The organism is Polaribacter gochangensis (assembly GCF_046224025.1).
In the GTDB taxonomy this organism is placed as follows: Bacteria; Bacteroidota; Bacteroidia; order Flavobacteriales; family Flavobacteriaceae; genus Polaribacter; species Polaribacter gochangensis.
This window is the reverse complement of record NZ_JBJXRF010000001.1, coordinates 1014490-1033911: the sequence shown is the minus strand read 5'-3', so window position 1 is coordinate 1033911 and position 19422 is coordinate 1014490. Positions and strand designations below refer to the sequence as shown.

Sequence of the window (19422 nt, the reverse complement as noted above, 5' to 3'; positions counted from 1 at the left end):
CTTATACTTTATATGAATTATTGAAATTAAAAATATATGTTAGTCCATTATCATTTATAATTTCTAAATCTGCTTCAATTTCTTCAGCAAACATTTTAATTAATTTTTGCCCCATAGTTTTATCTTTATTTGATGCTTTAACATCTAAACCACACCCATTATCAGAATATGTAAAACGATATTCATTTACCTGTATTTCTACTAAAGAAACCGTTATAACGCCATTTTTATTCTTGTCAAAAGCATATTTTAAAGAATTAGTTATAAGCTCGTTAAATATAAGTCCTAACGTAGTAGCATAATCTAGTGTTAAAGAAATATCTTTTACACTTATATTATAATTTATATTTTTTTTGGAAGAAACTTGTAAAAGTCTAACTCCAAGTTCTTGTAAATATTTTCTCATTGCAACTAAAGACAACGTTTCATCTTGATATAGCATTTCATGAACCAAAGCAATAGAGTTAATATGCTTAAGAGATTCATTAACCATTGTTGTAATTTCAACGTTTTTATGCTTAACAGATTGTAGATATAATAAACTCGAAATTAATTGTAAGTTGTTTTTTACTCTGTGATGAATTTCCTTTAATAAAACTGTTTTTTGGATTACAATTTCTTCAATTTCTTTCTTTTGATTTTGGATATTAACTCTGTCTTTTCTTGACTTAAGAATAAAAATGATAATACTAATTATAAAAATTAATAGAAAAATGATTGCGTACGTTACAATTAGCAATAAGCTGTTATCATTATTCATTCTCTACTCCATGCTTATTTATATATCTCCATTCAGTAAAAATTAGCACTTGATAAATGATATAAAAAACAGTATTAAAAATCCAAACATCAATATATGGGTCTTCAATAAAAACAAGCTCATAATTTCCAAAGAGAAATATTAAAGAACTGCATAGAACATACAAAACCATACCAGTATTCAAGTAAAAATATTTTTTCTTTTCCCCTAAAGTATTATAAAAATGAATAAAAGCATAGACTATTAAAAGTAATGAAGTTGCTGCTATTTCAAATAAGTTAAATTGCCAAAAAGAATCATTATTAAACACATACATTCCTATTATTATTAAAGTAACAATAATATAATTAACAACAACAATTTTCTTTAATTTTTGATTTGTAAAAAGTCGATAAAAAACTGCACTTAATAATACAAACTGAGCATTAAAGTAAAAATGCGACAAGAAAAAATTTGCTCCTGGGTTCAGATACCCAATAACATTACAAAATAGTTCAACAACAAACAGTGCAATTAAATATATGGTAATATATTTATATACTTGATTGTTAAACTTCATAACCTTAGATGAAAATAAAATAGCATTAATAAGTAGTAAGAAAAGACTAAAAATGCTTAATGCAAAACCGAAAAAGAAAGGATCCATATAGTTGTTGTTTTTATAAAAATACTATATATATATTAAATGTGCTTATAACGTAATATAAAAATGAGCTTCATTTCTCAAATAAGCAAAAGAATGTGAAGAACAACATCATATTTGTGAAATACAGCAATAAAAAAAACCGATACATTTCTATATCGGTTTTTTTATCATTCCTGCGTAGGTAGGAATCTACTTTTTTTTAGAATTTAGAGGTTCCTACCTTCGCAGTAATGACATATTTCTTAATGGCGAGTACGCCTACCCTCCAAAGTCATCAAATCGGATGTTTTCGTCTGCAAGACCAAAATCTTCTCCCATTTTTTGAACAGCTTGATTCATTAAAGGTGGTCCACAGAAGTACAATTCTAAGTCTTCTGGAGATTCATGATGGTTCAAATAGTTTTCTATTACACAATTATGTATGAATCCAACAAAACCATCTCCATCTGTATCATTAATGTCTTTTTTCTTTTTCCAATTATCTGATTCTAAAGGATCAGACAAGGCAATATAGAATTTAAAGTTCGGGAAATCTTTTTCTAAAGCTCTAAAGTGTTCTATATAAAACAACTCTGCTTTAGAACGTCCTCCGTACCAATACGTAACTTTTCTTCCTGTTTTTAAAGTTCTGAATAAGTGATATAAATGCGAACGCATTGGCGCCATTCCAGCTCCACCACCAACATATAACATTTCTGCTTCAGATTCATTGATAAAGAACTCTCCATAAGGTCCAGAAATAACACACTTATCACCTTTCTTTAAATTAAAAATATACGAAGATGCAATTCCTGGATTTACATCCATCCATCCACCTTTTGCTCTATCAAAAGGGGGTGTTGCAATACGTACATTTAGCATAATTTCCCTTCCTTCTGCTGGAAAAGAAGCCATCGAATAAGCACGTTCAACGGTTTCAGTATTTTTCATTACCAAAGGCCATAATTTAAACTTATCCCATTCTGCCTTAAACTTATCTGGTGTATCATGCTCTTCTGGATGAGCAGTAATATCCATATCAGAAAATTTAACTTCACAAGGCGGGATTTCAATTTGGATGTATCCACCTGCTTTGTAACCCATATCTTCTGGAATCTCAACTACAAATTCTTTAATGAATGATGCTACGTTATAATTACGCACAACTGTTGCATCCCATTTCTTAATTCCAAAAATCTCTTCAGGAATAGAAATATCCATATCTTGTTTTACTTTTACTTGGCAAGATAAACGTGCACCTTGTGCCAATTCTTTACGCGTAAAATGAGGTGTTTCTGTTGGTAAAGCTTCACCTCCACCAGAATTTACGTGACATTCACACTGAATACACGTTCCTCCTCCACCACAAGCTGATGGTAAAAATATTTTCTCTGCTCCTAAAGTTGATAATAAAGTTCCTCCAGAACCAACTTCAATTGTTCTTTCTCCGTTAATGGTAATCTTGACAGGGCCAGATGGAGATAGCTTTTGTTTTACAAATAATAACAATGCAACTAATAACAATGTTATTACTAAGAATGCAGCTACTGTAGCTGTAATTGTTCCTAATGTACTTACCTCTAATATCATTATTCTTGTATTTCTTTAGAGTTATTCGCTAATTCTTTTTTCTTTACTTCTTTAGCTTTTGCATCTTCTTTGATCACTTTAACCGCTTCGGTTTTTGGAGTTTCTTTAACTTCTTCATCACCACCAGTTAACATCCCGCCAAAACTCATAAAACCAATAGCCATTAAACCCGTTACGATAAACGTAATTCCCAATCCTCTTAGTGGAGCAGGAATGCTAGAGTATCTAATTTTCTCACGAATAGCAGCAATTGCTAAAATTGCTAAAAACCATCCGATACCAGAGCCAATTCCATAGGTAGTTGCTAAACCTAAAGTAGCGATCTCACGAGATTGCATAAATAAAGATCCTCCTAAAATTGCACAGTTTACAGCAATTAAGGGTAAGAAAATACCCAAAGAGTTGTATAGTGAAGGAGAAAATTTTTCTACAATAATTTCTACCAATTGTACCATGGTTGCAATGGTTGCAATAAACAGGATAAATGATAAGAAACTTAAATCGTATGCTGCATATTCTGGACCTAACCAAACCAATGCGCCTTCTTTTAATATGTATTGATCTAACAACCAGTTTAACGGAACGGTAACGGCTAATACAAAGATTACCGCAGCTCCTAAACCAACAGCTGTAGATACTTTTTTAGATACAGCAAGATAAGAACACATTCCTAAGAAGGTTGCAAATACCATGTTGTCTATAAAAATCGACTTGAAAAATAATTCTAAATGTTCCATTTATTTTAGTTTTCAGTTTTCAGTATTCAGTGTTCAGTTGGCATTTGACTGCAAACTGAACACTGGCTACTGTTAACTAATTTTAATTTTCTTCTATTAATGCTTCGTTTCTACTACGTTGAATCCAGATAATGATTCCAACAACAATTAATGCCATTGGGGCTAATAACATAAATCCGTTATTTTCATATCCGTATTCATAAACTCCTGTTTTCTCGATAGGATCTCCTAAAACTTTATATCCTAATAAAGTTCCCGAACCTAGAAGTTCTCTAAAGAAACCTACAATAATTAGAATAACCCCATAACCTATTGCATTTCCTATACCGTCTAACAATGATCTCCATGGCCCGTTTGCCAAAGCAAAAGCTTCAAAACGCCCCATAATAATACAGTTAGTAATAATTAAGCCGATAAAAGCTCCTAAGGTTTTACTTAGCTCATAAGCAAAAGCTTTCAACACTTGATCAACAATAATTACTAATGTTGCTACAACAATTAGCTGTGCAATAATTCTAATTTTTGAAGGAATGATATTTCTCATTAAAGAAATAACAACATTACCAACTCCCATTACAAATAATACAGAAATTGCCATTACAATAGAAGCTTTTAGTTCTGCTGTAATTGCCAATGCAGAACAGATTCCTAAAACCTGAATAGTAATTGGATTGTTATCTGCAAATGGATCTGTGATTAATGCTGCGTCTTTTTTTGATAAAAGTCCCATATTAATTTGTTTTTAAAGTGTTAAAGTAGGTTACATATTTTCTCAACTCTGATTTTATCATTGCTGAAACTCCATCACCAGTAATTGTTGCACCTGCAATTGCATCTACTTCGTTATCTGTTTTATCTTCGTTTTTTGGATCGTTGTTAGATTTAGAAACGGTAATTCCTTTAAACGCTCCATCTTTTAACAAGTGTTCTCCAATAAAATCATCCATAAAGAAACGTAGTTTGATGTTAGAACCTAAACCTGCTGTTTCTCCTTTATGGTCAAAATAAGCACCTTGAATCACCATGTTTTCGTCCATTCCTACATATCCCCAGATGGCATCCCAAAGCCCTTTTCCTCTAATCGGAGCGATGTAAAATGTTTTACCCTCTTTTTCTCCGATAAATAAAGGGAATCTTCTTTCCTTACCTTCTTTAGCTGCTGTTTGCTCTTTCTTGATATCTATTAAATACGCGTTATCATCTTCAGTGATATTACCTCCTTGAATTACGATTTGCTTTGTGATGTATTTAGAAAACTCTTCAGCCACTTTATCTTTAGAAACAAAGATTGCGTTGGTTTCGTCATTTTCATTTACGCCCATTGCGTATAAAATATTTTGTTGCTTTTCGATTCGTTTATTTTCATCAATTGCTGGTTTCAATGACGAAGCGAAAAACGCTAATAAAGTTCCTACTACAAGCACCATTCCTGCTGCGAATAGTATTGTATATAAATTACTATCTGTTCTCTTACTCATAACTAGGCAGTTTTAACTTTAGCACGTTTTAATCTTCTCTTTACATTTCCTTGAACCACATAATGGTCAATTGTTGGAGCAAAAACGTTCATTAATAAAATTGCTAACATAACTCCTTCTGGATATGCTGGATTAAATACTCGAATCATAATTGAAATAAATCCAATTAAGAAACCATAAATCCATTTTCCTTTGTTTGTTTGCGATGCTGTTACTGGATCTGTAGCCATATAAACTGCTCCAAATGCAAATCCACCAATTAATAAATGGTGCCAGAAATTTGTGCTCATTAAATCGTAGAATTTACTTCCTTCTCCAATCCATCCTTGATCTACAACACCGTTGAAAATTAGTCCCATTGCTAAGGCTCCTATAGATGCACTTAACATGATTCTCCAACTTCCAATCTTAGTAAAAATCAAGAATAAAGCTCCAATTAAAATTAATAAGGTAGATGTTTCTCCAACCGAACCAGGCATAAAACCGGCAAACATATCCCAAGTAGAATACACAACCTCTTTTCCTTGTGCTAAGCTTCCTAAAACAGTTTCTCCAGAAATTGCATCTGCAGTTCCTGTTGCTTCTACGGCTCCAGTTACCCAAACTTTATCTCCAGACATCCAAGTTGGATAGGCGAAGAATAAAAATGCTCTAATGGTTAAAGCAGGGTTTAAGATATTCATTCCTGTTCCTCCAAAAACTTCTTTTCCGATTACTACACCGAAAATTACAGCTACTGATAACATCCAAAGTGGAATATCTACAGGAACAATTAAAGGAACCAACATCCCTGTTACTAAATATCCTTCTTCTACTTCGTGTCCTTTGATTACAGCAAAGATAAATTCAACTAAAAGTCCAACTCCGTATGAAATAATTACCAAAGGTAAAATCTTAGCTGCTCCAATAAAGAAATTCTCTAAATTCCAAAAGTCTCCACTAAAGAAAGACATTCCAGAAGTAAAGTTTCCGTTAACAGCAACGTTGTGTTGAAAACCTGTATTAAACATACCGAAAATTAAACATGGCACTAAAGCCATAATTACAATATTCATGGTACGTTTTAAATCGTCTGCCGCTTTGATGTGAGTTCCTCCGTGAGTGGTCTCATTCGGCAAATATAAAAAGGTATGGATTGCATTAAACGCAGGAGCCATTTTTGTTCCTTTATATTTTTCTTTTAAATTATGTAAATTTTGTTTTAAGCCCATAACCTTATCCTAATTCTTCTCTCATTAAATCCAACCCTTCACGAATAATCTTCTGATGTGGTTGTTTTGATACACAAATAAATTCTGTTAAAGCAAAATCTTCTGGTGCTATTTCATAAGCGCCTAAAGCTTCCATTTCATCTAAATCTTTATACATACAAGATTTTAACAATTGCATTGGATAAATATCTAAAGGAAAAACTTCCTCGTAAGAACCAGTAACTACAAATGCTCTGTGTTCTCCGTTGGTATTGGTGTTTAAATCGTATTTTTTCTTTGGGTTCATCCAAGAAAAAGTGAATGCTCTAGAAGTTGATACTTTATCAAAAACTGGCTTGTTCCATCCAAATAATTCATAATCATCTCCTTCTGGAATTGCAGTTATTTGATTGTCATAATACCCTAAATTACCATCTAAAGAAACTTGAGAACCTGTTAATACATTACCACTAATAATTCTAGTGTTTTCTGTATTTAAATTATCGGTAACAATATTTTTAATACTTGAACCAATTATGGCTGTAACGTATTTTGGTTTTGAAAACTGAGAACCTGTTAATGCAATTTTTCTTGTTGCATTAAATGTACCAGTTAACAATAACTTCCCAATAATTACCAAATCTTGTGCAGCAACAACCCAAACAACCTCTCCTTTGTTAATCGGATTTACTTGTGCAATTTGTGTGCTTACATTTCCAACAGGATGCGGACCAACCAAACCGTGTAGCTCTGCTCCTTTCACCCCATTAAATGGCGATAAATTTGTCCCTTTAGAGATAGAAACATGAACTTTTCCTTCTGTTAATTTCCCTAAAGCAGTAATTGCTTCCTGAATTTCGGCTTCTTTTCCTTTGAGTGCATAATCTAAATCTGCAGCTAATGGCGCGCTATTATATCCGGAGATAAAAATAGCTTTTGGAGCTTGATTTGGATTTGCAACAACATCATACGGGCGTTGTTTTACAAATGGCCAACAACCTGAAGAAAGCAAGTGAGTTTTCACTTCTTCTCCAGACATTTTAGCTGCTTCCTTTTTACCAAAATCTGCAAACTGCTGAGTAGCATCTGCTTGGATTTTAATTTCTAAAACTCTTCTTCTTTCTCCTCGAATAACATCTATTACTTTACCACTTATTGGCGAAGGAAATAAAATACGCTCATCACTTTTTGAATAAAATAGCGAATCACCTGCTTTTACTTCTGCTCCAATTTTAGCGGTAAGTTTTGGTGTTATTCCGTGAAAATCTTCTGGCTTTACAGCAAAAACTCCACTAACATTCGTATCTGATGTAGTTTGTTCTGCTTCGCCAACAAGTTTGATGTTCAAACCTTTTTTTATACGGATGTCTTTTGACATAGTAAATATGACTTTTAATTATCTTAAAAAAACATGCAAATTTAAAAAATTTAAAACCCTTTATCGAATAATTAGAGTTAATCTTAAAAAGTTTTATTTATTTGTAATCATTCTAAATAGAGCTGCTTTGTGTTTTTTTAAAATTTAGTACGTTTGTAGAATAACAAAGGATAAATCGCTTTGTTTTAATAATCTATTTAATCATGAAAAGAAGCGTTGTTACTTTGTGTATTACTATTATGTTTAGCACTATTTCTGTCGCTCAACAATTAACAACAAAAAATATAAAATCAATTATTTTAAAACCGTTAGAAAGCAATAATTTTTCCACCATTGTTCCTTTAGGACAAACATTAATACTTTCTTTTGATGATTTAGATGCAGATCAAAAAGAATATTCTTATAAGATAGAACACATGAATTCTGATTGGAAACCAAGCAATATTTCTACCAATGAATATATTACTGGCTTTCAACAAAACAACATTTTAGATTACGAAAATTCTTTTAACACATTACAAGATTACACAAATTATAGCGTACAAGTTCCGAATGAAAATACCAAAATAACAAAAAGCGGCAATTACCTTATTTCTGTATTAGACGAACTACAAAATATAATTTTTAGCAGAAAATTTACTTATTACGAAAGCAAAGCGTTGGTTGGAGTTGCTGTTGTAAGAAGCAGAAATACATCATCCAAAAACCAACAACAAACTGTTCAGTTTACAATTAATTATAACGCGAACGAAATTAGAAATCCATCACAAGAACTTAAGGTTGTTGTTTTACAAAATAACATCTGGGAAACAGCAGTTTCTAATTTAAAACCACAGTTTTTTAGAAATAATCAATTGGTTTATAAATACTACAACAAACCAAATTTTTATAGTGGAAATGAATATTTGAATTTTGACAATAAGCAAATAAGAAATAGCACAGTTCAAATTGCTCGTGTAGAAAAAAAAGACATTTATCATGCTTATTTATACCCGCAAGAAGCCCGGAATTTAAAATCATACACGTATTTCCCAGACATTAACGGCCAGTTTGTCATCAGAACTACCGAAGGAAACAATCCGTTTACAGAAGCAGATTACGCGATGGTTCATTTTTCATTAGATATTGATGAAATTGCAAACAAAGAAATTTATGTTTATGGCGCTTTTAACGATTTTAAAACCACCTCAGAAAACAAAATGAATTTTAATACTGATACAAAAAAATATGAAGCTTCTATCTTATTAAAACAAGGCTTCTACAATTATACTTTTGCTACAAAAGACAAAAAAAACTGTATAAATACTCACGAAATTAACGGCTCTTTCTATCAAACAGAAAACGAATATACAGTGCTTGTTTTTTATAAAGCTTTTGGAGAAAATTACCAACGTGTTTTTGGAGTTGGCAGCACAACAGTTAACGAACAAGAATAAATTGCACTAATTTTTCTCTATTTCTCTAAAGTTCTTATATTTGATACGCTAACTTTTCTAAAAATTGTATGGTACAACAAATTACAAATGGTATAAAAATATCTGTTAAAACAGAGTTTAACGGTGTAATTGAAAGAGGAATAAACTCTTTTAATGCGTTCAGTTATTTTATTACTATCGAAAATAAATCTAGCGATGTTGTGCAATTATTAGAACGTTTTTGGGAAATTTCTGATGCATTAAACGAAAAAGAATTTGTTGTTGGCGAAGGTGTTGTTGGGCAAAAACCAACATTACATCCAAATGAACAATACACATACAGGTCTAATTGTTTTTTACTGGGCGATTCTGGCTCAATGAAAGGAACTTTTAAAATGATTAATAAAAAAACAAACACGCTTTTTCAAGTAATCATTCCAACTTTTCAACTATCAACTTTACCGCTTCTTAACTAATGAAATTTAAAATTAGAAAGCAACGCAATAAACCAGTAAAAGTCTTAGATGCTGAATGTTTTAATTGCGGACACCCGTTTTCTGGTCATGAAAAGTTTTGTCCAGAATGTGGACAAACAAATAAAGACAAGCGCATAACTTTTGGCAATTTTTTACACGAAGTTTTTAACGGATTTATTTCTTGGGATTCAAAATTTTGGACAACAATTATTCCGCTTTTAACAAAACCAGGCAAAGTTTCTAGAGATTATATTGATGGCAAAAGACAGCGTTATGCAAATCCGTTTCGGTTTTATTTATCAGTTTCTGTACTTTTCTTTTTAATTTTAGGAGCCACAGAAAGTTATGAAGCATTTAATGAGCTTAGAACAGGAAAGACAACAAAAAAGAAAAGTATAAACGAACAATTTGATGCTGCAACAAAAGAGTTAGATTCTGTTAAAACAAACTCAAGTATAAACGATGCATTAAAAAACATTGATTCAACTGATAGGCAAGAAATTTTAAAAGTAATTCCACAATTAAACCCAGATTCTCTAAAAATAAAATCTAAAAACTCAGGGAACTTTAATTTAAGTTTCTTTCCTGATGCAAACAAGTATTATTCTTTTCAAAAAAAACATCCAACTATAGAAACAGACAGTGCTTTAGATAGCTTAAACGCAGAGCATACTTTTTTTAATCGTTTTATGTATACCAGGCTTAAAGCCTTCAACAAAATATTTGAAAGTAGCGAAAATCAAAAAGAATTCTCTAAACAATTAATCTCGTACATTTCAATTTCATTATTTATCTTTTTACCGTTATTTACATTGTTTTTAAAATTCTTTTATGCGAGAAGAAAATTTACCTATGTAGAACATTTAATTTTTGTTTTTCACACACAAACCGTTTTCTTTTTATTACTAATTCTTTTTTACATTGTTGATTACGCGAAGCATCCAAAATATATTACAGGAATTTTCATACTACTATTCTTGATTTATTTATACATCGCAATGAGGCGTTTTTACAAACAGGGACACATTAAGACGTTGATAAAATTTATATTGGTAAACTGGGTTTTCTTCTTTATTACCTCTATCGGATTTATACTTGTTGCCCTTATTGCCTTTTCTTTTTATTAAGTGATTTTTTCGTAATTCAACCTAATGCTTTCAGCACATTTTTTAACAGAAGTAATGCTCACCGTTTCTACATAGCTGCGTTTCATTTTTGGTGAGTTTTCTGGTGTTCCGATTTCTGAATTATGATGAAATTTTAAGATTTCTTCTTGTGTAAATTTTGGGTGATTTATCAACCAATCTGCAAACCAATCTTTTCGCAATTCCTTTTCTTCTTTTGTGTATAACGTTGATGAAGACCAAATTTTAGGTTCCTTTTTTAATTTAGAAAAATGTTGTTGTTTTCCGTCCCAGACCAATTCATAGGCTTTTAATTTAGTGTTCCAATCTAACAATACAATGGTAAAAGGTTCTATTCCATTAAAATCAAAAGTGGTAATATAGCTTTCAAAATCGTCCGATTTTAAAATGGCTTTTACAATAATTCCTCTGCTCATTTTATAGAGCGCTTCACGTTGGTGAATTTCAAATCCGCCATTTAACAAACAAACCAATCTGTTTTTATCACTTAAACCAATCCAAGTTCCGCCAGCTAATTCATCTTTCGGATACGTTAGTTTAACACCATCTTCAACATATTCTTTTGGTGCAATCGTTTTTCTTGATCGTTGCTCATCTCTATTAGAAGTCAATATAAAATCAGAATCGCCAATTGGCAAAAAGGTAACTGTACACATAAATAGTATTTGTTTTTGATAATTTACAACAGACCATCGAGTTCTTAAAACTAAAAATAAGTTGTAACTTTGCACTTCAAAATTAGTCGATTAAAACTTAAAATCATATAAAATGGCAAGAGGATTTTTTAAAGTTCCAACAGCAGTAAACGAACCTGTAAAAGGGTATGCTCCAGGATCTCCAGAAAGAACAGAATTATTAGCAATGTACAAAACAATGTTCAACAGCAACATTGATGTGCCAATGCATATTAATGGTGAAGAAGTAAGAACAGGAAACACTAAAAATATTACTCCGCCACACGATCACAAACATGTAGTTGGGCAATATCATACCGCAAATAAATCGCATGTAGATGCTGCAATTTCTACTGCTTTAGCTGCAAGAGAAGCTTGGTCTTCTGTAAGTTGGATGGAACGGGCTTCTATTTTCTTAAAAGCTGCTGAATTATTAGCAGGACCTTATAGAGCAAAAATGAATGCTGCAACCATGATTGCACAGTCTAAAAATTTACATCAAGCAGAAATTGATGCGGCTTGTGAAATGATTGATTTCTTTAGATTTAACGTACAATATATGACGGATATATTTAAAGATCAGCCAGATTCTGCACCAGGAATATGGAATAGAGTTGAGTACAGACCATTAGAAGGATTTGTCTATGCAATTACTCCATTTAACTTTACTTCTATTGCGGCAAACTTACCTGCAGCAGCCGCATTGATGGGAAATGTGGTGGTTTGGAAACCATCTGATCATCAAGCATATTCTGCACAGGTTATCGTAGATTTATTTAAAGAAGCGGGGTTACCTGACGGCGTAATCAATGTTGTTTACGGGGATCCTGTGATGATTACGGATACTGTTTTAGCTTCTCCAGATTTTGCCGGACTACACTTTACTGGGTCTACACACGTTTTTAAAAATTTATGGAAACAAATCGGAAACAACATCAATATTTATAAAACATATCCAAGAATTGTTGGAGAAACTGGTGGAAAAGATTTTATCTGGGCACACAATTCTGCAAACCCTTTACAAGTTGCCACTGCAATTACAAGAGGTTCTTTTGAATATCAAGGACAAAAATGTTCTGCTGCTTCAAGAGCGTATATTCCAGCTTCCATGTGGGCAGAAGTAAAAGGGCATTTAATTGCACAAGCAAGTGAAATAAAAATGGGTTCTCCAGAAGACCCATCAAATTACGTTAACGCAGTAATTCATGAAGGTTCTTTTGACAAAATTGCAAGTTTCTTAGACGCTGCAAAAAAAGATGCTGATGCAGAAATTATTATTGGTGGTGGACACGATAAATCTGTTGGATACTTTATTGAGCCAACTGTTATTGTTGCTAAATCGCCAACATACAAAACCATGTGTACTGAATTATTCGGCCCCGTAATGACAATCTATGTTTACGATGATACTGAATGGGAAGCTTCATTAAAATTAGTGGATGAATCTACAGAATATGCTTTAACTGGAGCCATTTTTTCTACAGACAGATATATTGTAGAAAAAGCCTCTAAAGCCTTAGAAAATGCAGCTGGAAACTTCTACATTAACGACAAACCAACAGGAGCTGTTGTAGGTCAGCAACCATTTGGTGGGGCAAGAGCTTCTGGAACAAATGACAAAGCAGGTTCTGCACAAAACTTATTACGTTGGACTTCTGTTCGCTTAATCAAGGAAACTTTTGTAACACCGCAAGATTATAAATATCCGTATTTAGGATAAGAAGAACATAAATTTTTATTTAAACCCTCATCTTTTTACTGAACACATTTCAGTAATTGATGGGGTTTTTTTATTTATCAAAAAATCCTATCATTACTTTAACATTATTGAAAGTCAAGATTTTGTATATTTATCGTCATCAAAAAATAATACATTCTAACAACCGAAATAATGATTAAAAAAATTCTATTTATTGCTTTTGCAATTGTATTAGTTTCCTGTAACACAGATAAAAAAGAAAAAAAAACTTCCTTAAATGTTCCTTTCGAAAAATTTGAATTAGAAAACGGGCTACAAGTTGTAATGCACATTGATAAGTCTGACCCTGTTGTTGCTGTAGAGTTAATGGCACATGTTGGTTCGGCAAGAGAAATTGCAGGCAGAACGGGTTTTGCACATTTATTTGAACACTTATTATTCTTAGAATCAGAAAATCTAGGAAAAGGTGGATTGGATAAAATGAGCGCTCGAATTGGTGGTTCTGGGGCAAACGGATCTACATCTAGAGACAGAACAAATTATCTACAAACCGTTCCAAACGACGCCTTAGAAAAAATGATTTGGGCAGAAGCAGACAAATTGGGTTGGTTTATCAATACAGTTACAGATCCTGTATTGGCAAAAGAAAAGCAAGTTGTAAAAAACGAAAAGAGACAAAGTTATGACAACAGACCTTATGGTCACAATCAAGTAATTATTGATCGGAATTTATATCCAAAAGATCATCCTTACAATTGGCAAGTAATTGGTTCTTTAGACGATTTACAAAACGCAAAACTAGAAGATGTAAAAACCTTTTTTAGAAAATGGTACGTTCCGAACAATGCTACTTTGGTCTTGTCTGGTGATTTTGATCCTGTTCAAGCTAAAAAATGGGTGAAAAAATATTTTGATGAAATTCCGAGAGGAGCCGAAATTACTCCGTTAGAGAAAAGACCAGGCCTTGTAAAAGAATCAAAATTTTTATATTACGAAGACAACTTTGCAAGATTACCAATGTTAACGTTCGCTTGGCCAACTGTGGAATTGTATCATGAAGATTCGTATGCATTAGGTATCTTAACGCAGTATTTATCACAAGGAAAAAAAGCGCCATTAAATCAAGTTTTAGTGGATGATTTAAAACTAACTTCATTTACTTCTATGTACAATAGGAGTTCTGAGTTAGCAGGACAAACTCAATTAGGAGTTCGTGGATTTGCAAATGTAGATTTGAATGAAATCAATAACGGAATCAAAAAAGCTTTTGAAAAGTTTGAAAAAGAAGGCATTTCAGACAAAGATTTGAATAGAATTAAAGCAGGATTAGAAACTCGTTTTTACAATAGTTTATCTAGTGTTTTAGGAAAAGGAACCAACTTGGCATCTTTTAACACCTATGCTGGTGATCCTGGTTTCATCAATAAAGAAATCAATTCTACATTGAGCGTTACGAAAGATGATGTAATGCGTGTTTACAATACATACATCAAAAATAAAAACTTTATTGCAACTAGTTTTGTGCCAAAAGGGATGGCAAAATTAGCTGTCAAAGATTCTAAAGAAGCCATTATAAAAGAGGAAAAAATTGTACAAGGAGCTGAAGAAAAGTTCGATCCAAAAATTGCTGCGAAATACACAAAAACACCTTCTACTTTTGATAGATCTATAGAACCACCTTACGGAAAATCACCAGAATTATCAGTTCCTACAGTCTGGAAAGGTCAATTATCAAACGGAATTAAAGTATTCGGAATTGAAAATAGCGAAGTTCCTTTAGTGCGATTTAATTTAGTAATTGACGGTGGTCAGTTATTAGAAAAAATGGACAAATTAGGCGTAGCAAACCTAACTGCTAGTTTAATGAACAGAGGAACAAAAAACAAAACCGTTGCTCAACTTGAAGAAGCAATCCAAGAATTAGGTGCATCAATTAGAGTTTCTGCTTCTAAAGAAAATATTACAATTAGCGGAACAACGTTGGCTAAAAACTACAACAAAACACTATCGTTAGTGGAAGAAATGTTATTAGAACCTCGTTGGGATGCAACAGAATTTGAGTTGATAAAAAAATCGGTTGTTGGTAATTTACGTCAACAAAAAGCGAGTCCGACTACAATTGCAAGCAATGTGTATAGCGAATTGATTTACGGAAAAGACAATATTCGTTCTAAAAATACTTTAGGAACTATAGAGTCTGTTGGCACTATTACATTAGATGATTTAAAATCATTTTACACAAATTATATGTCTCCGTCTGTTGCTAGAATGCATGTTGTTGGTGATATCAATCAAGAAAAAGTAATCGCATCTTTATCTAATTTAGATATAAAATGGCAATCAAAGGAAGTGGTAATTCCAGATTACAAAACACCAGAAGCACCAAATAAACCAACTGTTTATTTTTATGATGTTCCGAATGCAAAACAATCTGTAATTAATTTTGGAGCACCTGCTTTGGCTGCAACAGATACAGATTTTTATCCGGCAACGGTGATGAATTACATTCTTGGTGGCGGTGGATTTGCTTCTCAGTTAACTCAAGAATTAAGAGAAGGAAAAGGATATACGTACGGAATTGGTTCTGGTTTTTCAGGAACAAAAGCTGCTGGAGCATTTACGATTTCGAGTAGAGTTAGAACCAATGTTACCTTAGAATCTGCTCAATTAGTAAAGAAAATTATTACTGATTATCCAAAAAACTATTCTGAGAAAGATTTGGCAACTACAAAAGGGTTTTTAATTAAAAGTAACGCGCGTAGATTTGAAACAATGGGCGCAAAATTAAACATGCTTCAAGACATGAGTGCTTACGGATTTAACTCTGATTATATTAAAGACAGAGAAAAAATCGTGAATGAAATGACCATCGAAAGAATTCAGGAATTGTCTAAAAAATATGTAAATCCAAACAAAATGATTTGGCTTTTTGTGGGTGATGCAGAAACGCAATTAGACAGATTAAACGAATTAGGTTTTGGCGCTCCAATTTTATTAAATAAGACCAAAGAAAAAATCAAACAATAAAAAACATGAAACTATTCAACAAAAGCATTATTGCTTTCGCATTGTTGTTTTCAACAATTGTGTTAGCGCAAGAAACAAGGTTGCTTCGTCAACCAACAATGCATGCAAATCAAGTTGCATTTGCGTATGGAGGAGATATTTGGACAACCAATTTATCAACCAACATAACCACAAGATTAACAAGTACTCCTGCACAAGAAAGTACGCCGCATTTTTCTCCTGACGGAAAATGGATTGCGTTTACATCAAACAGATCTGGTTCTCAATCAGTATATATTGTTTCTGTAAATGGCGGAGAAGCAAAAAGATTAACTTGGCACACAAGCGCTAATGTTGTAAAAGGTTGGACAAATGATGGGAAAAATGTGCTTTTTGCATCAACTAGAGATACGGCTCCTTCTTCTTTTGATCGCTTATATACCGTTTCTGTAAATGGCGGACCAGCAACTAAATTGATGGAACAATGGGCTACTTCAGGTTCCTATTCTTCAAACGGAAAAGAAATGGTTATTGATAAAATGAGACGTTGGGATGTTGAATGGAGAGATTATCGTGGTGGACAAAATACGCCACTTATAATTGTTGATTTAAAAACTTTAAACGAAACTTTATTACCAAATAACAAAACTACAGACAGACATCCTGTTTGGTTAAATGATGTTATCTATTTTCTTTCGGATAGAACGCATACATCAAATGTTTGGTCTTACAATACCAAAACAAAAGCAGTAACTCAAATTACAAAATTTAAAGGAACTGCAGTAAAATCGTTAAGCGGATCTAAAAACACATTGATTTTTGAACAAAATGGTTATTTACACACGTTAGACTTAAAAAACAATCGTTCTAAACAATTGAAAATTTCTGTAAAAGGAGATTTTCCTTGGACAGCAACGAAATGGGAGAACGTAAATGATCGTGTAGATTTTGCGAGCATTTCACCAAACGGAAAAAGAGTTGTAATGGCTTCTCGCGGAGATATTTTTACCACACCAGTTGAATTTGGTGATTCTAGAAACATTACACAAACTTCTGGAATTGCAGATAGAGCACCAATTTGGTCTCCAAAAGGAGATAAAATTGCTTGGTTTTCTGATGCAAACGGAAAAAATTACGCATTACATATTACCAATCAAGACGGAACAGCAAAAACAGAAATTATTTCTATCGGAATTTCTAAAATGGCTTGGGAACCAACTTGGTCTCCAGATGGAAAACACATTGCTTTTGTAGATGATGATACACGTATTAGAGTTATCAACTTAGAAAAAAAATCTATCAAAACTATTGATAATGCAGGCACTAATTTAGAACGTGGCAGCATGGGAATTACGTGGTCTCCAGATTCTAATTGGCTTGCATATGCAAAAGCCGGAGATAATGGTATGAAACAAATTAAAGTTTGGTCATTAGAAACTAATAATGTTACAGCAATTACAGATCCGTTTGCAGATTCGTTTTCTCCTGCTTGGGATTTAGACCACAAACATTTGTACTTTTTAGCAAGTACAGATGTTGCGCTACGTTCAGGTTGGGCAAACACTAGCTCAATGACCGCGAGACCAAATTATGCAGCGTATGTTATCAATCTTGCAAAAAAAGACGATTCTCCTTTTAAATTAAAAAGTGATGAAGAAAAAGTAAAAGAAGAAAAATCAGAAGACAAAAAAGACGATAAAAAGAAAGACGCGAAGAAAAAACCTGCAGATAAAAAAGTTGTGATAGATTTTGATGGAATTGCTCGTAGAATTATGGCACTTCCTTTACGCGGAAACTACAACAGTATTATTGCGGGACCAAGTGGGTTTGCTTTTATCAATGAAGGTGCAACTGTGCATAAATTTGATTTAAAAAAGTTGAAATCAAAAGAATTCGGAAAAGGATTAAGAATTTATGCAATTTCTTCGGATGGAAAACACATGGTTGTTAGAGCTGGAAGAAGCTGGAAAGTTACGAGCACTTCTGCTCCAAATGCAAAAGCTGCAAAAACATTAAAGCTAGATTTAAACATGAAGCTAAACAGAATTAGCGAATGGAAACAAATGTTTGAAGAAGCTTGGCGTTACGAACGTGATTATTTTTACGATCCAGGAATGCACGGAAGAGATTGGAACAAAGTATATAAACGTTATGCTCCATTAATTCCGTTTGTAAAACACAGAGCAGATTTAAACTATATTTTAGACCAAGTTAACGGAGAATTGTCTGTTGGACATAGTTTTGTAGGTGGCGGAGATTTTCCAACGATTGATAGAGCAAAAGGCGGATTATTAGGTGCAGATTTTATGTCTAGACAAGGGAGATGGCAAATCAAAAGAATTTATACTTCAGAAAGTTGGAATCCAGGATTGAACGGACCTTTAGATCAACCTGGAATGAATATCAAAGCTGGGCATTATTTAGTTGGAATCAACAATCAAGAAATTACAGACAAAGACAATATCTACAAGTATTTAGATGGCACTTCTGGAAAACAAACTACGTTACACATCAATACAAAACCATCTTTTGAAGGTGCTTGGAAAGAAATTGTAGAACCAATTAGAAGCGAAAACTCTTTACGCCAAAGAACTTGGGTTGAAGACAACCGTAGGATGGTTGATAAATTATCTGGCGGAAGATTAGGATATATTTGGGTGCCAAATACTGGCGGACCAGGATTTGTATCGTTCAATAGATATTATTTTGCACAACAAGATAAAGAAGGTGCTGTAATTGACGAACGTTTTAATGGCGGTGGATTGTTAGACGATTATATGGTAGATTTAATGACTCGTAAACCAAGAGCAGCACTTACAAATGAAGTTCCGAATGGAAAACCAATGCGTTTACCAGCCGGAATTATGGGACCAAAAGTATTATTGATTAATGAACTTGCAGGGTCTGGTGGAGATTTTTTCCCGTGGGTTTTTAGACAACAAAAAGCAGGCTTGCTAATTGGCGCTACAACTTGGGGCGGATTGGTAAAATCATCTACACATTATCGTTTAATTGATGGTGGTTCTTTAACGGCACCAGACAATGCTGTTTTTGATCCAGCAACAAATACTTGGGTTGCAGAAAACAAAGGAGTTGCTCCAGATATTGCTGTTAGACAAGATGCAAAATCATTAGAACAAGGAATAGATCCTCAGTTAGAAAGAGCGGTGAAAGAGTTGTTATCTCAACTAAAAGGAAAAAAGGAAATAACACCTCCAAAATTTCCTAGACCAACGAAAGGAAACTAAA

At 33.0% G+C, this 19422-nt stretch carries 15 protein-coding genes; 6 read left to right on the top strand and 9 right to left on the bottom strand.

Annotation, left to right across the window (positions count from 1 at the left end; translation table 11 throughout):
- Position 1 precedes the first annotated feature (1 nt).
- The 8 genes from ACEWL1_RS04815 to ACEWL1_RS04780 all read right to left on the bottom strand — a co-directional run bounded on the left by ACEWL1_RS04815 (position 2) and on the right by ACEWL1_RS04780 (position 7758).
- Positions 2 to 760: a sensor histidine kinase gene (locus tag ACEWL1_RS04815; protein WP_409232146.1), complete on the bottom strand. Its 759-nt coding sequence runs from the start codon at positions 758 to 760 to the stop codon at positions 2 to 4.
- Positions 753 to 1406: a hypothetical protein gene (locus ACEWL1_RS04810; protein ID WP_409232145.1), complete on the bottom strand. Its 654-nt coding sequence runs from the start codon at positions 1404 to 1406 to the stop codon at positions 753 to 755. The genes ACEWL1_RS04815 and ACEWL1_RS04810 overlap by 8 nt, the downstream gene beginning before the upstream one ends.
- Before the next feature lie 258 nt (positions 1407 to 1664).
- Complete coding sequence (gene nqrF, locus ACEWL1_RS04805; protein WP_409232144.1) at positions 1665 to 2975, bottom strand: NADH:ubiquinone reductase (Na(+)-transporting) subunit F; 1311 nt, start codon at positions 2973 to 2975, stop codon at positions 1665 to 1667.
- Positions 2975 to 3712 carry an NADH:ubiquinone reductase (Na(+)-transporting) subunit E gene (nqrE, locus tag ACEWL1_RS04800; protein WP_409232143.1) on the bottom strand — a complete coding sequence of 246 codons (738 nt, stop codon included), beginning with the start codon at positions 3710 to 3712 and terminating at the stop codon, positions 2975 to 2977. Before nqrE ends, nqrF begins: the two co-directional genes overlap by 1 nt.
- A gap of 82 nt (positions 3713 to 3794) precedes the next feature.
- Entirely contained in the window at positions 3795 to 4442 is a 648-nt protein-coding gene (locus tag ACEWL1_RS04795; protein ID WP_409232142.1) for an NADH:ubiquinone reductase (Na(+)-transporting) subunit D, read from the bottom strand.
- Position 4443: 1 nt separating this feature from the next.
- The gene (locus ACEWL1_RS04790) at positions 4444 to 5190 is read right to left on the bottom strand and encodes a Na(+)-translocating NADH-quinone reductase subunit C (protein WP_409232141.1); all 747 of its coding nucleotides are present in this window, start codon (positions 5188 to 5190) and stop codon (positions 4444 to 4446) included.
- 2 nt (positions 5191 to 5192) lie between these two features.
- On the bottom strand, positions 5193 to 6401 hold the full coding sequence (locus ACEWL1_RS04785) for an NADH:ubiquinone reductase (Na(+)-transporting) subunit B (RefSeq protein WP_409232140.1): 1209 nt from the start codon (positions 6399 to 6401) through the stop codon (positions 5193 to 5195).
- 4 nt (positions 6402 to 6405) lie between these two features.
- Complete coding sequence (locus ACEWL1_RS04780) at positions 6406 to 7758, bottom strand: Na(+)-translocating NADH-quinone reductase subunit A (RefSeq protein ID WP_409232139.1); 1353 nt, start codon at positions 7756 to 7758, stop codon at positions 6406 to 6408.
- A gap of 203 nt (positions 7759 to 7961) precedes the next feature.
- On the opposite strand from ACEWL1_RS04780, the gene ACEWL1_RS04775 reads away from it, so the two are divergent.
- The 3 genes from ACEWL1_RS04775 to ACEWL1_RS04765 all read left to right on the top strand — a co-directional run bounded on the left by ACEWL1_RS04775 (position 7962) and on the right by ACEWL1_RS04765 (position 10776).
- Positions 7962 to 9194: a type IX secretion system plug protein gene (locus ACEWL1_RS04775; protein ID WP_409232138.1), complete on the top strand. Its 1233-nt coding sequence runs from the start codon at positions 7962 to 7964 to the stop codon at positions 9192 to 9194.
- Positions 9195 to 9262: 68 nt separating this feature from the next.
- Positions 9263 to 9649: a Co2+/Mg2+ efflux protein ApaG gene (apaG, locus tag ACEWL1_RS04770; protein ID WP_409232137.1), complete on the top strand. Its 387-nt coding sequence runs from the start codon at positions 9263 to 9265 to the stop codon at positions 9647 to 9649.
- The gene (locus ACEWL1_RS04765) at positions 9649 to 10776 is read left to right on the top strand and encodes a DUF3667 domain-containing protein (RefSeq protein ID WP_409232136.1); all 1128 of its coding nucleotides are present in this window, start codon (positions 9649 to 9651) and stop codon (positions 10774 to 10776) included. The genes apaG and ACEWL1_RS04765 overlap by 1 nt, the downstream gene beginning before the upstream one ends.
- Here ACEWL1_RS04765 and ACEWL1_RS04760 read toward each other — a convergent pair.
- Positions 10773 to 11450, bottom strand: coding sequence for an NRDE family protein (locus ACEWL1_RS04760; RefSeq protein WP_409232135.1), 678 nt, complete (start codon positions 11448 to 11450; stop codon positions 10773 to 10775). The genes ACEWL1_RS04765 and ACEWL1_RS04760 overlap by 4 nt on opposite strands.
- A gap of 112 nt (positions 11451 to 11562) precedes the next feature.
- Here ACEWL1_RS04760 and pruA point away from each other — a divergent pair, with 112 nt between their 5' ends.
- The 3 genes from pruA to ACEWL1_RS04745 all read left to right on the top strand — a co-directional run bounded on the left by pruA (position 11563) and on the right by ACEWL1_RS04745 (position 19421).
- Complete coding sequence (pruA, locus tag ACEWL1_RS04755) at positions 11563 to 13188, top strand: L-glutamate gamma-semialdehyde dehydrogenase (RefSeq protein ID WP_409232134.1); 1626 nt, start codon at positions 11563 to 11565, stop codon at positions 13186 to 13188.
- A gap of 171 nt (positions 13189 to 13359) precedes the next feature.
- Positions 13360 to 16194, top strand: coding sequence for a M16 family metallopeptidase (locus ACEWL1_RS04750; protein WP_409232133.1), 2835 nt, complete (start codon positions 13360 to 13362; stop codon positions 16192 to 16194).
- Between the two features lie 5 nt (positions 16195 to 16199).
- Positions 16200 to 19421 (top strand): S41 family peptidase, encoded by a 3222-nt coding sequence (locus ACEWL1_RS04745; RefSeq protein ID WP_409232132.1) that lies wholly within the window; start codon positions 16200 to 16202, stop codon positions 19419 to 19421.
- Position 19422 lies beyond the last annotated feature (1 nt).

What these genes read in the sequence shown, in the direction of transcription:
- ACEWL1_RS04815 (WP_409232146.1), bottom strand. Translation starts at nt 760, where the DNA reads ATGAATAATGATAACAGCTTATTGCTAATTGTAACGTACGCAATCATT.
- ACEWL1_RS04810 (WP_409232145.1), bottom strand. Translation starts at nt 1,406, where the DNA reads ATGGATCCTTTCTTTTTCGGTTTTGCATTAAGCATTTTTAGTCTTTTC.
- nqrF (WP_409232144.1), bottom strand. Translation starts at nt 2,975, where the DNA reads ATGATATTAGAGGTAAGTACATTAGGAACAATTACAGCTACAGTAGCT.
- nqrE (WP_409232143.1), bottom strand. Translation starts at nt 3,712, where the DNA reads ATGGAACATTTAGAATTATTTTTCAAGTCGATTTTTATAGACAACATG.
- ACEWL1_RS04795 (WP_409232142.1), bottom strand. Translation starts at nt 4,442, where the DNA reads ATGGGACTTTTATCAAAAAAAGACGCAGCATTAATCACAGATCCATTT.
- ACEWL1_RS04790 (WP_409232141.1), bottom strand. Translation starts at nt 5,190, where the DNA reads ATGAGTAAGAGAACAGATAGTAATTTATATACAATACTATTCGCAGCA.
- ACEWL1_RS04785 (WP_409232140.1), bottom strand. Translation starts at nt 6,401, where the DNA reads ATGGGCTTAAAACAAAATTTACATAATTTAAAAGAAAAATATAAAGGA.
- ACEWL1_RS04780 (WP_409232139.1), bottom strand. Translation starts at nt 7,758, where the DNA reads ATGTCAAAAGACATCCGTATAAAAAAAGGTTTGAACATCAAACTTGTT.
- ACEWL1_RS04775 (WP_409232138.1), top strand. Translation starts at nt 7,962, where the DNA reads ATGAAAAGAAGCGTTGTTACTTTGTGTATTACTATTATGTTTAGCACT.
- apaG (WP_409232137.1), top strand. Translation starts at nt 9,263, where the DNA reads ATGGTACAACAAATTACAAATGGTATAAAAATATCTGTTAAAACAGAG.
- ACEWL1_RS04765 (WP_409232136.1), top strand. Translation starts at nt 9,649, where the DNA reads ATGAAATTTAAAATTAGAAAGCAACGCAATAAACCAGTAAAAGTCTTA.
- ACEWL1_RS04760 (WP_409232135.1), bottom strand. Translation starts at nt 11,450, where the DNA reads ATGTGTACAGTTACCTTTTTGCCAATTGGCGATTCTGATTTTATATTG.
- pruA (WP_409232134.1), top strand. Translation starts at nt 11,563, where the DNA reads ATGGCAAGAGGATTTTTTAAAGTTCCAACAGCAGTAAACGAACCTGTA.
- ACEWL1_RS04750 (WP_409232133.1), top strand. Translation starts at nt 13,360, where the DNA reads ATGATTAAAAAAATTCTATTTATTGCTTTTGCAATTGTATTAGTTTCC.
- ACEWL1_RS04745 (WP_409232132.1), top strand. Translation starts at nt 16,200, where the DNA reads ATGAAACTATTCAACAAAAGCATTATTGCTTTCGCATTGTTGTTTTCA.